Annotated in this window: 12 protein-coding genes; 4 read left to right on the top strand and 8 right to left on the bottom strand. The window is 44.1% G+C overall.

All coding sequences use genetic code 11. The features are described from left to right. Positions 1–23: 23 nt before the first annotated feature. Complete coding sequence (gene cysC / locus MED222_RS07185) at positions 24–644, top strand: adenylyl-sulfate kinase (protein WP_009847765.1); 621 nt, start codon at positions 24–26, stop codon at positions 642–644. 167 nt (positions 645–811) lie between these two features. Here the strand turns inward: cysC and MED222_RS07190 are convergent, their stop codons facing one another. The 7 genes from MED222_RS07190 to MED222_RS07215 all read right to left on the bottom strand — a co-directional run bounded on the left by MED222_RS07190 (position 812) and on the right by MED222_RS07215 (position 6558). Continuing rightward, a complete protein-coding gene (locus MED222_RS07190; RefSeq protein WP_009847764.1) occupies positions 812–1720 on the bottom strand; it encodes a TIGR03899 family protein in 909 nt (302 codons plus the stop codon). Positions 1721–2234: 514 nt separating this feature from the next. Beyond that, a complete protein-coding gene (locus MED222_RS07195) occupies positions 2235–2750 on the bottom strand; it encodes a DUF3299 domain-containing protein (RefSeq protein WP_009847763.1) in 516 nt (171 codons plus the stop codon). Between the two features lie 14 nt (positions 2751–2764). Further along, entirely contained in the window at positions 2765–4024 is a 1260-nt protein-coding gene (locus MED222_RS07200) for an ABC transporter permease (RefSeq protein WP_009847762.1), read from the bottom strand. Then, positions 4021–4737, bottom strand: a complete 717-nt coding sequence (locus MED222_RS07205) for an ABC transporter ATP-binding protein (protein WP_009847761.1) — start codon at positions 4735–4737, stop codon at positions 4021–4023. Before MED222_RS07205 ends, MED222_RS07200 begins: the two co-directional genes overlap by 4 nt. A gap of 139 nt (positions 4738–4876) precedes the next feature. Beyond that, positions 4877–5584, bottom strand: coding sequence for a zinc uptake protein ZrgA (zrgA, locus tag MED222_RS07210; RefSeq protein ID WP_009847760.1), 708 nt, complete (start codon positions 5582–5584; stop codon positions 4877–4879). A gap of 41 nt (positions 5585–5625) precedes the next feature. Next, entirely contained in the window at positions 5626–5916 is a 291-nt protein-coding gene (locus tag MED222_RS22065; protein WP_083784112.1) for a DUF2607 domain-containing protein, read from the bottom strand. 90 nt (positions 5917–6006) lie between these two features. Continuing rightward, positions 6007–6558 (bottom strand): YtfJ family protein, encoded by a 552-nt coding sequence (locus MED222_RS07215; protein ID WP_009847759.1) that lies wholly within the window; start codon positions 6556–6558, stop codon positions 6007–6009. 252 nt (positions 6559–6810) lie between these two features. Between MED222_RS07215 and MED222_RS07220 the strand changes: the two genes are divergently transcribed. Further along, on the top strand, positions 6811–7011 hold the full coding sequence (locus MED222_RS07220; protein WP_004735283.1) for a DUF1107 family protein: 201 nt from the start codon (positions 6811–6813) through the stop codon (positions 7009–7011). A gap of 271 nt (positions 7012–7282) precedes the next feature. Here the strand turns inward: MED222_RS07220 and msrA are convergent, their stop codons facing one another. After that, a complete protein-coding gene (gene msrA, locus MED222_RS07225; protein WP_009847758.1) occupies positions 7283–7912 on the bottom strand; it encodes a peptide-methionine (S)-S-oxide reductase MsrA in 630 nt (209 codons plus the stop codon). 212 nt (positions 7913–8124) lie between these two features. Here msrA and tamA point away from each other — a divergent pair, with 212 nt between their 5' ends. Then, entirely contained in the window at positions 8125–9837 is a 1713-nt protein-coding gene (tamA, locus tag MED222_RS07230) for an autotransporter assembly complex protein TamA (protein WP_009847757.1), read from the top strand. Further along, the gene (gene tamB / locus MED222_RS07235; RefSeq protein WP_009847756.1) at positions 9834–13592 is read left to right on the top strand and encodes an autotransporter assembly complex protein TamB; all 3759 of its coding nucleotides are present in this window, start codon (positions 9834–9836) and stop codon (positions 13590–13592) included. Before tamA ends, tamB begins: the two co-directional genes overlap by 4 nt. Positions 13593–13620 lie beyond the last annotated feature (28 nt).

Below are 13620 nucleotides of genomic sequence, written 5' to 3'. Positions count from 1 at the left end.
GCTGTTTATTTAAAGGACTAATTATGACCGCAGTACTCAAACCAAAAGATGAGAATGTTGTGTGGCATCAACATTCGATTGATAAAACATTTCGTGCGGATCTGAAATCACAGAAACCAGCTGTGCTCTGGTTCACTGGATTATCTGGTTCTGGGAAATCAACAGTTGCTGGAGCATTAGAAAACCGCTTAGCCCAACTTGGTTACCATACTTACTTATTGGATGGCGACAATGTCCGTCATGGGTTATGTAGCGACCTTGGCTTCTCAGAGCAAGACCGTCGAGAGAATATTCGTCGTATTGGTGAGCTCGCTAAATTGATGGCGGATGCGGGTTTGATCGTGTTGTCAGCGTTTATCTCTCCACATCAAGCGGAGAGACAGTTGGTACGTGATTTATTACCGGAAGGGGAGTTTCTTGAGGTGTTTGTGAACACACCACTTGAGGTGTGTGAGCAGCGTGACCCGAAAGGCCTGTATAAGAAAGCACGAGCGGGAGAAATCCCGAACTTCACGGGTATTAGCTCAGTGTACGAAGCGCCTCAGAGCCCTGAGATAGATCTACCCGCGGGCGAAAAGACACTCGATGAACTGGTCGAATTGTGTATTGAGGCTTTAGAGATGCGTAATATTTTATCCAATTGAGATCGATGGTATGACTAAGGCTACTCTCCTGTTTATCTGCTTAATTCACTGCGGATAAATAGTGCAGCCTTGGTTTTCCGAGACAAGAACCTTATCCTCTAGATTCTCTTCACTCTTATCAATACTCTTCACAGCGTACACCGTCTATTTTTTACAGTATCGATTGTCTAGACGGTGTAGTTCACACTGCTTTTAACTTCTGTTTGAACCGTAAATTTTTGGCTCAATAGCGCAATCAGCTGGTCGTAATACTGCGTGTTAGGCTTGTTGCCAAGTAAGTTGCAAAGCTCATTGCCTGTTGGACTGAATCGGTAGTAAATCAGCTTTACCCCTTTTGATAATGGTGCCAGTGACATGCCCTTACCTTGATAAGTTAAGTGCAGAGCAGGATCGAAATCAATCTCTCCAGATTCTAGTTCTGTGCCCAGAATAATCCCGAGTTCAATCAAGTGGAGCAAGCTAGAGTAGGGAAGGTTGTGTCCACCAAGATTGATGGTGTTGGTGGTGTCCCTTTTACCAAAGCTGAAGATTCCAGCATGGGATTTAAAGCCGAGTAACAGTTTTCTGCTGTTATCACTACCAAAGCTACAACCAAGTGACGCTGCTCTTTGCAGGGTGAGCGCTTCTTTTGGTGTCATGTCTTTTAAGATCTGCAGCGCTTTCATCGAAGTCGAGCCTGGGTTGGTGACTTCTCGTTTCAGTACTTGAGCCCATAGCCTCTGCATCGATGTATTGTGGATCTCTTGTGCCATATCGAAGAAACGGTATAGCCAGTCCTGATCAGGATCTCCAGCCGCTTCATCCTTACATGAAGAGTGTGCCAACTTTAGAATCTGTTCTAGGTTCTTTTGGCGAAGTTCTCTACGTTTTTTCTCTCGTAATAGTGCCCGTTCGATAAGCGTACTCTCAGCTTTATCGTTTGGCTTTGCACTATGACTAATTAAGGAATCGAGGCCGAAGCTTTGTGCGATGTGCCGCATTCTGCTTGCACTATCGGCAATATGAGGCTTTTTCTCATGCTTGTGCTGTGTATCGCTAGCATGCTCAATGATCACTGGCTGTTTGGTTTCTGACATAAGAGTACCGTTAGGAGACGACTCAATACCAATCGTAGTAAATAATTGCTCGCTCTAGCTTGTTAAAACGCTCGATAACAGCGTTAGAATTTTTGATTGTAGAATAACTACTTATCAAAAAGCTCCGCCTTGTTCTCAAGCCTTTTTCCTACGCTATTTCTGAACACTTACTTATTGTGATTGGTATAACTGTCTAAAATGTAACTCTTTATCTTATTGGTGGCTAGATTTTGCGTGCAGAGTTGAAGGTTTCAACAAAATTTTACTTTTGCTAATGATAATAAAATGTTAAATTTGTTGTAATTCTCAAGGAGGAGTTATGAATCAAGTCAATGATAACAAGCTGAAGAAACAGCTTAGTATAGGGTTATTACTCGCTACTTACGTCGCTGTTCTAGCGTACTTATCTAATTATATCGCGTAATTTAGAATAAAATTATCGTTATTAAACTGTTATTGAATGATCTCACTCGTTCAGTGACGGCAGCTCATCCGTGAGCCACCCTTCTAATGACTACATGTCGTCATATTCTTCAATCGCAGTACCTTCAATAAGATAACCGGTTTGAGCTAAGTCGTGGCTTATTGACTCGGTTTTTAGTGTACCTACTAAATAAATCACATCCCATAGCTGCTGGATTGGAGCGCCTTGTGGGAACTTCACGTAGATGATTTGGTTCGGCGGCGGTGGCGGTACGTGGATACATGCGCCAAAGTACGGTACTAACAGAAACTCAGTGATCATGTTCTCATCGCCTTCCAATGGAATCACAAAGCCAGGAATCTTGACTGTGCTGCCATTCAGCTCTGGGCGAACAGCGCCAAGTGTCGATTGTTGAGGTTTGTCCATACTGTCGTGGTTAACCATAGGCATACCAAATGAGTCGAGTTGTGCTCGCTCTGACTCTGGAATCAAGTCAATCCAATCGAGTGTTAATACCGATTCGTCAGTCTGAGTGGTTTCAGCGTGAGCTGTGCTGATAAATGGGAACATAAGTAACCCAAGTATCAGTAGGAATTTGCGTTGCATCGTAGGTTCCTATTTTAGATTCGGATAGTCATGCCATCAGACAATGACTGACGGTAAGCTCTGAAAGCGGGAATAAAGCCAATAATGATTCCGGCAACTTGCACCAACATAAGCAGTTTCCACTCATGGGGTGTGATTGCGGATACCGATATGTTGATACCATAACTTTGTTGCACAATAGGAGCAACTACTGCGATTAGCGCAAACAACACGGCAACACCCAATGTGATACCGAGGAAGGTTAGGGCACTTGCTTCACTGATCAGTAAACCGAACACATGACGAGGCCTTGCTCCCATCGCGCGCAGAATGGCCATCTCTCGACGTCTTTCTTGCAAGCTAGTGAGTAGACTACTCAGCATCCCTAACAGTCCCGCGATTACCACAAACCCTGAAACAATCAGTAGTGCTTGCTCTGCTACGGCCATCATTCCCCACAATTCGTGAAGCGCAATACCTGGCATAATGGCGCTCAAAGGTTCTTGGCGGTAGTTATTGATTTCTCGTTGCAGTGCAAAGGTTTGGATCTTCGATTTAAGGCCAACCATCATCGCGGTAATCTGCTTTGGTTGGAAGTCACGTTGCTTTAGCGCTTCAGCATTCGGTGTGTGGCCTAGGTTAGCCCCCGATTCCCAACCAACGTGAATCGCTTCAATGGCCTCTAACGAAACATGCACCGTTTTATCTACTGGTGTGCCGGTTGGCGCGAGTATTCCGACAATGGTGAAGGGCAGGTTGTCGTGGCGACTGAAGGCGACATCACTGATACCGTGCGCCAGAATGATGTGATCGCCAATCTTGTAATCTAACTTCTTCGCGACATCGGCACCAATCACGACATCAAATAGCTGATTGAACTCTTTGCCTTGTTGAAAAGTAAGTGGTTGCTTACTTCCATAGCGATAATTATCAAAGTAACTATGGTTCGTGCCCATTACACGAAAGCCTTTATGTGAATCTCCCAATGAGATGGGTATCGCCCACTTTACAGCATTATGTTGGCTAAATTCTTGATAGCTTTTCCAGTCGATGTTGTTGGTTGCATTACCAATCCTAAATACTGAATAAAGCAGTAGGTTTACCTGACCAGAGCGGCCACCAACAATAAGGTCGGTACCTGAAATCGTATTAGCAAAACTGCTCTTTGCTTCGGTTCTTACACGTTCAACACCGAGTAATAGAATCACTGATACTGCCACGGTGAGAATCGTCAGAATAGCGGTGGCTTTACGGTTGAGTACGCTTTTTAGGGCTAAGTGAGTAATTACTTTCATACGACAACCTTAGCTTGGTTAACGGTTTTTAAATCTATGGTTCGAGTGAACAGCTTTTCTAATGTTGGATCGTGACTGACAAATATCAGAGTAGACCCGGCTTGATTTGCTTGCTCTAGTAACAATTCGATGAAGGCTTCTCGGTTGTCATGATCCAAAGCCGAGGTTGGCTCGTCGGCAATAATGATTTTCGGTCGGCCGATCAAAGCGCGAGCGGCAGCAACACGTTGTTGTTGACCAATGCTCAACTCGGTAACAGGCTTGTCCATTAGAGCTTGAGGTAGCTTTAATCTGAGCAACAACTCTTGAGCGGTTGCTTGCAGGCTGTTCTGACTTTCAGTGACTTGCTGCTTACGAATCTTAGAAAACTGGCAAGGAAGCGTCACATTGTCGAACACTGACAAGTAAGGAAGCAGATTAAATTGTTGGAATATATAGCCAATATGATCGGCTCTGAACTTGTCCCTCTGACGAGGTGTTAGCTGTGTGAGGTCTTGGCCAAGGATTGAAACTTCACCTTGTTCAGCTTGGTTGATTCCGGTCAGTAACCCTAGCAATGTTGACTTTCCACAACCACTAGGCCCTTTGATGAAAAGGTGCTCTTGGGCTTGGATATGCAGTGAGGGGATCTCTAGCGTTGGGGGTAATTCAGGCTTCCAACGAAAGCTGATATTTTCGAGTTTGACCACAAGTGATGAACTGTCAAAAGACATATTAGCTCCAATGATTAAAGCGGTGTATTTACTGGACAGCTACTAGAAAAATAAATTCCCAGAACACACCGATTTGCACAACCAAGTAAGTGACTACTTACTTGGCTGCGTATCTACGTTTAATTCAATCTAATACTGATTAGAATCGAAAACTAATACGATCTGCGTTAAGCACTTCTTGAATTTGAGCGCTGTCAGTTAGAAGGTTTACCGTCATTGATTTTGTGTTGCTGAACTTAGAGAACCATTGAGTGCTCACGGTATCTAGCTTCGCAATATCTGAACATTGGTAATGGTACTCGACAGTGAATTCGCCGTGCCCACCTTCTGAATGGTCATGGCCTTCATGGTCATCATGATCGTGTTCAGCATGGTCATGGCCTTTGTGGTCATCATGGTCGTGTTCTGCGTGATCATGACCGTTGTGGTCGTCATGGTCGTGTTCAGCATGGTCATGGCCTTTGTGGTCATCATGGTCGTGTTCAGCGTGTTCAGCGTGGTCATGGCCTTCATGGTCATCATGATCGCCTTCCAAGGTGTTCGTCACCGACTTGAACTTCAGAGTACAGCTTGCATTTTTGAAACCAAATAGCTCATCTGGCTTGTTTAATTGCGCAATCGCTTGTTCAAATACTTTCTTTTGCTCAGCAGTTTCTGGAGCATGTTCAAAGCCAACCACATCAGCGCCGGGAGCTGTTACTTCAACAAGTAGTTCTTGCCCATCTTGAGCGATGTTCACCTCAACTTTACCGTGCACGTGTGCTTCGTGAGAGCGGAATTCTTCGTTAGCTAGAACATTAGTAGAGACAGTCATACCGATAACAACGGCTAGAATAGTAGGTTTCATGTTTTTTTCCTGAATAAAGGTTAATTAAAAAGTAGTGGTAATTAAGAAATCTTTACAGGAGGTGAACGTGCTAAATAAGCGAAATACAGGCGCTGTAACGAAATGACTGACTCTGTGATAGCGACAGTAAATTCCGAATGGAACTCTGGGATCTGTGGAAGTGAATGCGCCGTTATGAACTGATTTATCGAAAACAGCTCACAGTGATGTGAAGAGTGATGATGTGGGTCGATATCTACAATATGTGTCGCTGCTAACACGCTCAACATGAGCATCAGCCCAAGCAAGAAGCCTGTTTTACGTTTCACATTATTAGGTGTGTTTTTCCACATCAGGATGATTAACCACAGAATTAAAAAAGGATACTGTTATAATATAACAATATCCTTTGGTCAGGTCTCGAAAAAGACGCGAATATCTTATTAAAGGCTCGCTTTAATCAACTCAATAACTTGAGTGACTTCTGAGTCGTTTAATGCCCCTTCTTTAACAAACAATATTTTACCTTGCTTGTCTTGAACGATAATCGCTGAGCTCTCTTCTTTTAAAGCCCATGATGACGCTACGGTTCCGTCTTCATCTAGCACCATAGAAGACCATGGAAATTCTTCTTTGCTACTTTCTGCTGACGATTTAACAAAAGACCCAGTTCCCCAAATCGCATCATCTTGGTTGATGATGGTAGTGGTTTGGTAGCTGTCTTCTGCGAATTTCGATGCTGTAATTGCTGCCATCAGTTGTGCGTTGAGCTCTTTCGAGCTGCTACGGCCAGCAATAGCTTGAACGACGCGAACTTTACCTAGAAGATCATTGGTTGCCCAAGCTTGATATCCAGTATTTCCGTCGTTTAGTACGATTTCACCATAGTTGCTAACATCGACAGCAGGCAGAGTTGCACCGACTGATAGATTATGAGCATTGGCGAAAAGTGGAGAGGCTGCGGCTAAAAAAGCCAGTAGAGTTTTGTTTTTCATTATATTTTTGTTCCGCTTATTGGTTTGCTCTGGAAGTATAATATGAAATTTGAAAAATGCCTCTTTAACTTTTTTATCGTACGGTGTAGAAATAAGTTGCAGGCTTGTTACCAAAAGGTATAATGCATCAATATCGAGATGAACAATAGATTATCTTGCTGTTTGCTAAAGGAATTAGCGATTTAATGTGCTTTGAATACGTTGGTGTTCAGGTACGTGGCTGTAGTACTCAAATGGAATTGAGGTTGTATTATGTTAAGAAAATTTTCTACTTACCGTCCACATCAGGTGGCGCGTTTCGTTAAAGTCCTGTTCAAAGGCCAGTTTGCTATAGAGGGTATCGGAGAGTTTCGCTTCGACCAAGGCAAGGTGCTTCTTCCTGAAGTTTCAGACAAACAAAAGCTAACGATTTTTAAAGAAGTTAACGGCACCATTGCTGCGCTGCCGGTGTAACTGACTGTTATAGATTTGCATTTCGTCAAATAGATTTCCAATGAAAAAGGGCTTCCTAGCGGAAGCCCTTTTTTAATGGATGTTGTTCTAGTTTGTATGCCTAATACCAATCGTAGTAAATAACTGTTCATCTTAGCTGGTTAAAACACTCGATAACATCGTTAGAAATTTTGATTGTAGAATAACTACTTATCGAAAATTTCTGCCTTGTTCTCAAGCATTTTTCCTGCGCTATTTATGATCACTTACTTACTGTGATTGGTATAACACATTATTGCGGAGGGAAGCACACACCTGTTCCACCCAATCCACAATAACCATTCGGATTTTTAGCTAAGTATTGCTGGTGGTAGGTTTCTGCGAAAAAATATTTTCCAGCAGGCAGAACTTCCGTTGTGATTTCGTTGCCCAATGATTCAGTCATTGCTCGTTGGTATTCACGTTTAGAGTGCTCAGCGATAGTCTGTTGTTCTTCGCTGAAGGTGTATATCGCAGAACGGTATTGAGTCCCTAAATCGTTGCCTTGGCGCATCCCTTGAGTTGGGTCATGACGCTCCCAAAAGGTTTCAAGTACTTGAGCGAGAGATGTTTGTTCGCTATCAAAAATGACACGAACGACTTCGGTATGGCCAGTTTGTCCGCTACATACCTGCTCATAAGTGGGGTTAATCGTGTATCCACCAGCGTAGCCAACAGATGTTGAAATAACGCCGTTCAACTGCCAGAACAAACGCTCAGCTCCCCAGAAGCATCCCATACCAAGTAGGACTTCTTGTTGAGAACCCGTAGGTGTATTGAGCAAGTCAGTTTGATTGACGAAATGGCGCTCAGTGATTCGGATTGGGTCAGCATTTCCCGGTAATGCGGTTGCTGCGGAAACCAGTTGTTGTTTGTTTAGCATATTATATTCCTTTTCGCATACGTTTACCGCGTTAGTTAACATTAGATCTAGGTTTATATTAACTGGAGGCTCATATTAACGGCTGGTTAATATTGATTAAGTCTTTACATTAGACCGTGTTATTACCAGATTTGTTACAGACTCAATGCCTTTTTAGCGGTATGATTTCTTTTCACTTATTAACGTATTGATAACTTCTTCACCAATTAAACATGATAAGAAAAACTTTACCAGTTCTGATTGGCACTCTACTGTCATCGACATTCGCTTTCGCTGACGTTTCCCTTGATATTAAAGGGTTGGATGGCGCGCTTGCAGATAATGTGGATGCTTATCTGAGTGCGATTCCTGAAGAAGAGTATTCGGTCTCATTAAGATTTCAATCTCGCTTGGAGTCGATGATCAACGAAGCGTTGAATGCATTAGGCTACTACCAACCTAATATCACATTTACTCATTCTGAAGATGATACCGAATTGACTGTTACGGTTGAGCCGGGAGAGCCGGTTGTTATTTATGCTTCAGATATTGTTCTGACTGGTGAAGCCAAAGATGATCCTGATTTTTTGGCCTTAATAGCTAAGAGCAAGTTGTCTAAAGGTTCGATTTTGAATCATGGTAATTATGACTCTTTAAAATCATCGATCCGCAATCTTGGATTAGCGAAAGGTTACTTCGATGGGGCGTATGATCTTAGCAAACTAGAAGTCGCTCCTGAATTAAACCGCGCTTATGTCCGCCTTCATTATAACAGTGGTATTCGTTATCACTTTGGCTCTACTCAGGTTACTGGTAGCCAAATAGAAGAAGAGAAGGTGCAGTCACTTAAACCATTTGAAGATGGCGAACCTTACTCGATAACCAAAGTTGGTGAATACAACCAAAACCTTTCCAATACGGATTGGTTCTCTTCAGTCTTTGTTGAGCCTGATTTAAGTCAATTGGGTGAAGGTCGAGAAATTCCGATGAAGGTAAGCCTTGCTCCGCAAGCGCGGAACCAAATTGAAACGGGTATCGGTGTATCAACAGACTTGGGTGTAAAAGGTACCCTTAAATGGAAGAAACCTTGGGTTAATGAGAAAGGTCATAGTTTTAATAGTAGTTTATCGATCTCCAAGCCTGAGCAGACGATTACGGCGGCTTATAAAATCCCATTGGATGACGTGCTTAATGACTACTATCAAATTAAGTATGGAATGAAGAATCTGGATAACCGTGATACCAAGAGTTTGGAGTCAAACTTAGCCTTAGAAAGGTACTGGCGTCTAGATAATGGTTGGCAACGCACGGTATTCATTCGATACCTAGTCGAAAACTATAAACAAGGTTTACAAGACGATTTGGCGCAGTTTGTGTTGCCAGGTGTCTCTTTCTCACGCACTCGAACCCGAGGCGGTTCAATGCCGATGTGGGGCGATAAACAAACCATCATGGTTGAAGCGGCTGATGATACCTTGTTATCTGAAACCCAAGTCGTACGTTTTCAAGGGCAAACCGCATGGATTCGAAGCATTGGTAATAACCACCGAGGTTTAACCCGCCTTCAATTCGGCGGAAACTTTGCGGACGAATTTGATAAGTTATCTCCTTCTTTAAGATTTTTTGCGGGTGGTGATAATAGCATCCGTGGTTATGGCTATGAGTCTATCTCTCCTCGAGATGAAAGTGGCGCACTAACGGGGGCGAAATTCATTGCAACCAGTTCGTTTGAATACCAATATCGCTTAGTTGGGAATTGGTGGGGAGCGGCTTTCTACGATATTGGTGATGCATTCAATGACACGCCAGAGTGGAAACATGGTACTGGTGTCGGGATTCGTTGGGCGTCCCCCGTCGGTCCTGTGAGTTTAGATTTTGCTTGGGGTCTAGATGCGAAAAAAGGTGATGAGTTCCAACTGCACTTTAGTTTAGGGCCAGAATTATGATCAAAGTGGTGGGTAAGTGTATCAAGTGGGCGTCGATTTCATTGACGTCGATTTTGCTATTGTTAATCGCCCTACTAGGTTTTGTTTTGTTCACCAATTCGGGGTTGAATACTGTGTTGTGGGGCGCCGAAAAAGCATTGCCACAACTGAAAGTGGAAAGTACTAAAGGCGCTCTTTTCCCAAGCTTTACGCTTAACAATGTTCAGTTTAAAGATGATAGCCTACATATCGATACCAAGGTTGAAAATTTGGCATTGGCTATCAATCCGCGCTGTCTGCTCGACCCTCAAGTGTGTGTTGACCGCTTAGCGATTCAAGGGCTGGATTTCGCACTTACTGAATTGCCACTAGCTTCTACAGAAGAGGCAGAACCTACTCCGCCCGTAACATCGGTAAAAACACCACTACCAATCGTCATTAATCGAATCGCTTTATCTGATATCAAACTGAATATCTTAGGTCATGAAATTGAATGGGGTTTGTTCTCTACTGCCCTGAGTATGCAGGGGGAAAAGCTGACAGTATCGCCAACTTTATTCAATGATCTTAAGGTTAAACTTGCAGAGTCTACTGAAGATCCACAATCAGAAATAGTCGAGCCAGATACTGCAACTAAGACAGCTATCGAGTTGCCTGAAGTTTGGATTCCTTTGCAGGTTGTACTTGAGCGTTTTGATCTCAACCGTTTCACTCTAGAACAAGAAGCACCAATTGTTGTGAATCACCTCGGGTTAGAAGCTCGCGCGGGTAAACACACGGTTGACGTTTCCAGTCTCGAACTCGATATGCCACAAGCAAGCGCGAACCTAACGACGAAGGTTGAGCTCAAGGGCGGCTATCCGCTAGAGCTTTCTTTGGGTGCGTTGGTGAAAGAAACCGATCTTGCTGGTCAGAAACTGTCTCTGAAAGCACAAGGCAGCGTGGCTAAGTTAAGCCTAGAGTCTCAGTTCTCCGAATTGATTGAGGCAAAGTTGTCTGGGGATATTCAACCCTTAGAACCGACTCTGCCATTTGACCTTCTTTTAGAGGGAGGTAAAGCGCAATGGCCTTTGACAGGTAAAAGTGACTACCAAGCTGCAATTGAGAAATTCAAAGCCGATGGTTCATTAGATGGTTTTAATGTGCAGCTTAAAGCTGAAGCCGATGGTAAGGAGATACCTGCCTTAACAATAGATCTACAAGGTAAAGGCACCACGGAACAGATTGAACTTGAACGCTTGAAACTGAATACCTTGGGTGGCGAACTAAATGGTGTAGTTAAAGCTAACTGGAAGAAGCTCGTTAATTGGCAAGCCGATGTGACGCTCAAAGACATACAACCGGGTCTGCAGTGGCCAGAAGCCGAGGGTAACATTAGCGGAAGCATCGTAACTTCGGGTGAACTGACACAAGCGGGTGGTTGGGCGATTGAACTACCTAAGCTCGATATCGAGGGGATCCTACGAGAATACCCTCTGGATATCAAAGGGCAGTTGTCAGCGTCAGATCGCAGCGCGAGCGGTGAACCTAAACTGAAAACCAGTGGTTTGAGCTTGGCTCACGGTGTTAATTCGATTAAGGCTCAAGGGCAACTGGATAAGCAATGGGGTATGGGCGTTGCGATTAATTTTCCACAGTTAGATAAGAGTGTTCCAGAGCTGACGGGTAAAGTGATGGGTAATATCCAGCTTAGTGGCCCAACGAAAGAGCCAAAGGTCGATCTCGCACTTAATGTTGATAAGGTCGATTGGAATAACGAAGCAACACTAGAATCCTTATCGCTTAATGGCTCAGTGGTTCCTCTGCCATTGCCTGAAGCTCAAGCCGATCTTGTATTGAAAGCTAAGAACTTAACCTATCAAGAACAAAATGTGGAAAGCATTGATTTAACCGTGAATGGCGGTGAGAAGCAGCATACCGTAACACTTGATGTGATATCCGATATAGTGTCGACCAGTTTGGCTATCTCTGGAGAATTGATTCAGAAGCCTTCTCTTATTTGGGATGGGTCGTTAGACAGAGTCAGAATTACCACTCAACAGGGGCCTTGGGTATTAGACCAACCCGTTGCGATTAAGGCGGATGTCGATAAGCAGTATGCCGACGTTCAAGCGCACTGTTGGAAGCAATCGGGTTCGAGCGTGTGTCTGGATGAGGATATCCGCGCTGGAAAGTCAGGTGAGGCCAAACTGGGCGTTAACCAATTCGACTTTGAGCAGATCCAAGCCCTCATGCCTAAAGAAACGCAATTACAGGGCTTAGTCAATGCGACCGCTTATGCCAAATGGTCGGAACAAGGTGAACCTGAGGTGACGGTAAGCGTCGATATGCCGAAAGGTCAGGCTGTTCAACAAGTTGGTGAGCCAATCACACTCGGTTGGGAAAGCGTTGCATTGAATGCCCAACTAAAAGACAACCAACTGAACGCCGACTTTAAGTTGGATGTGTCTGATAATGGTGACCTGTCTGGCACGGTGTCGTTACCAGACATTCTCGCAGAAGACAAAATGGTCGATGCGGCAATTAAGCTGACAACTTTCCATTTGGACTTCTTACAGCCAATCCTCGGCGAATACAGCCTGTTGAAGGCCGATCTTGAGAGTGACCTACAGGTAAAAGGCTCTTTGATGCATCCTCAAGTCTTTGGTCAATTCTCTGTTGATGGTATTCAAGTCAAAGGCGATGTCACACCAGTCGATATTAAAGATGGTCGTATTGACCTCGATTTTGACGGCTACAGCGCGAAGTTAGAGGCCAATGTTGAAACACCCGATGGTCACCTTGATATCGAAGGCTCCGGGGACTGGCAGGATCTTAAAGCATGGCACTCTAACGTTAGAGTGTTTGCTGATGAGTTGATGGTTGATATTCCACCTATGGTTAAGGTGAAGGTCGTGCCTGATATGACCATTGATGTCACGCCAGAGCTTGCAAAAATTACGGGTGATATCGCATTACCGTGGGGACGTATCGTTGTCGAAGACTTACCACCGTCAGCGGTCGGCGTCTCTTCTGATCAAGTTATCTTGAATAAAGATCTTGAGCCAGAGAGCGAAGACACGATTCCATTCAATGTGATGACCAATATTAATATCTCCATTGGCGATGACTTTAAACTGTCTGCTTTTGGTCTTGAAGGTGATTTGGTCGGCAAGCTCAACGTGGCTCAAAAAGACCAAGGTCCTTTTATCACAGGTGAGGTAAATATCGTCGATGGTACTTACCAATCCTTTGGACAAGATCTCTTGATCAAAGAAGGTAAGATTCTAATGAATGGGCCTCCGGATCAGCCATATGTAGCGATCAATGCGATACGTAACCCTGATAATACTCAGGATGATGTGACTGCTGGTATTCGAGTGACAGGCCCGGCGACAGAGCCGACCATCGAAATTTATTCTGATCCTGCGATGCCGCAAGCCAACGCGTTGTCTTATATTTTGCGTGGTCAAGATATTGATGGTGAGTCGAATGGTTCAATGACAACGACCTTAATTGGCTTAAGCTTGGCGAAGAGCGGCAAGGTTGTCGGCGAAATTGGTGAGGCTTTTGGCGTACAGGACTTGCAATTGGATACTGCAGGCTCTGGAGATGACTCCCAGGTTACGGTCAGCGGCTACATTCTCCCTGGTTTACAGGTGAAGTATGGCGTAGGTATCTTTAACTCGTTAGGTGAGTTTACTGTTCGTTATCGATTGATGCAGGATCTCTATGTTGAAGCCGTATCGGGGCTAGACAGTGCCGTGGATCTTCTCTATCAATTTGAATTCGAGTAACACTTGAGTCGTGAATGATTAGCGGATT

The sequence above is a fragment of the Vibrio sp. MED222 genome (assembly GCF_000153005.1).
GTDB classification, from domain to species: Bacteria; Pseudomonadota; Gammaproteobacteria; order Enterobacterales; family Vibrionaceae; genus Vibrio; species Vibrio tasmaniensis_A.
This window is presented reverse-complemented; position numbering and strand designations above follow the sequence as displayed.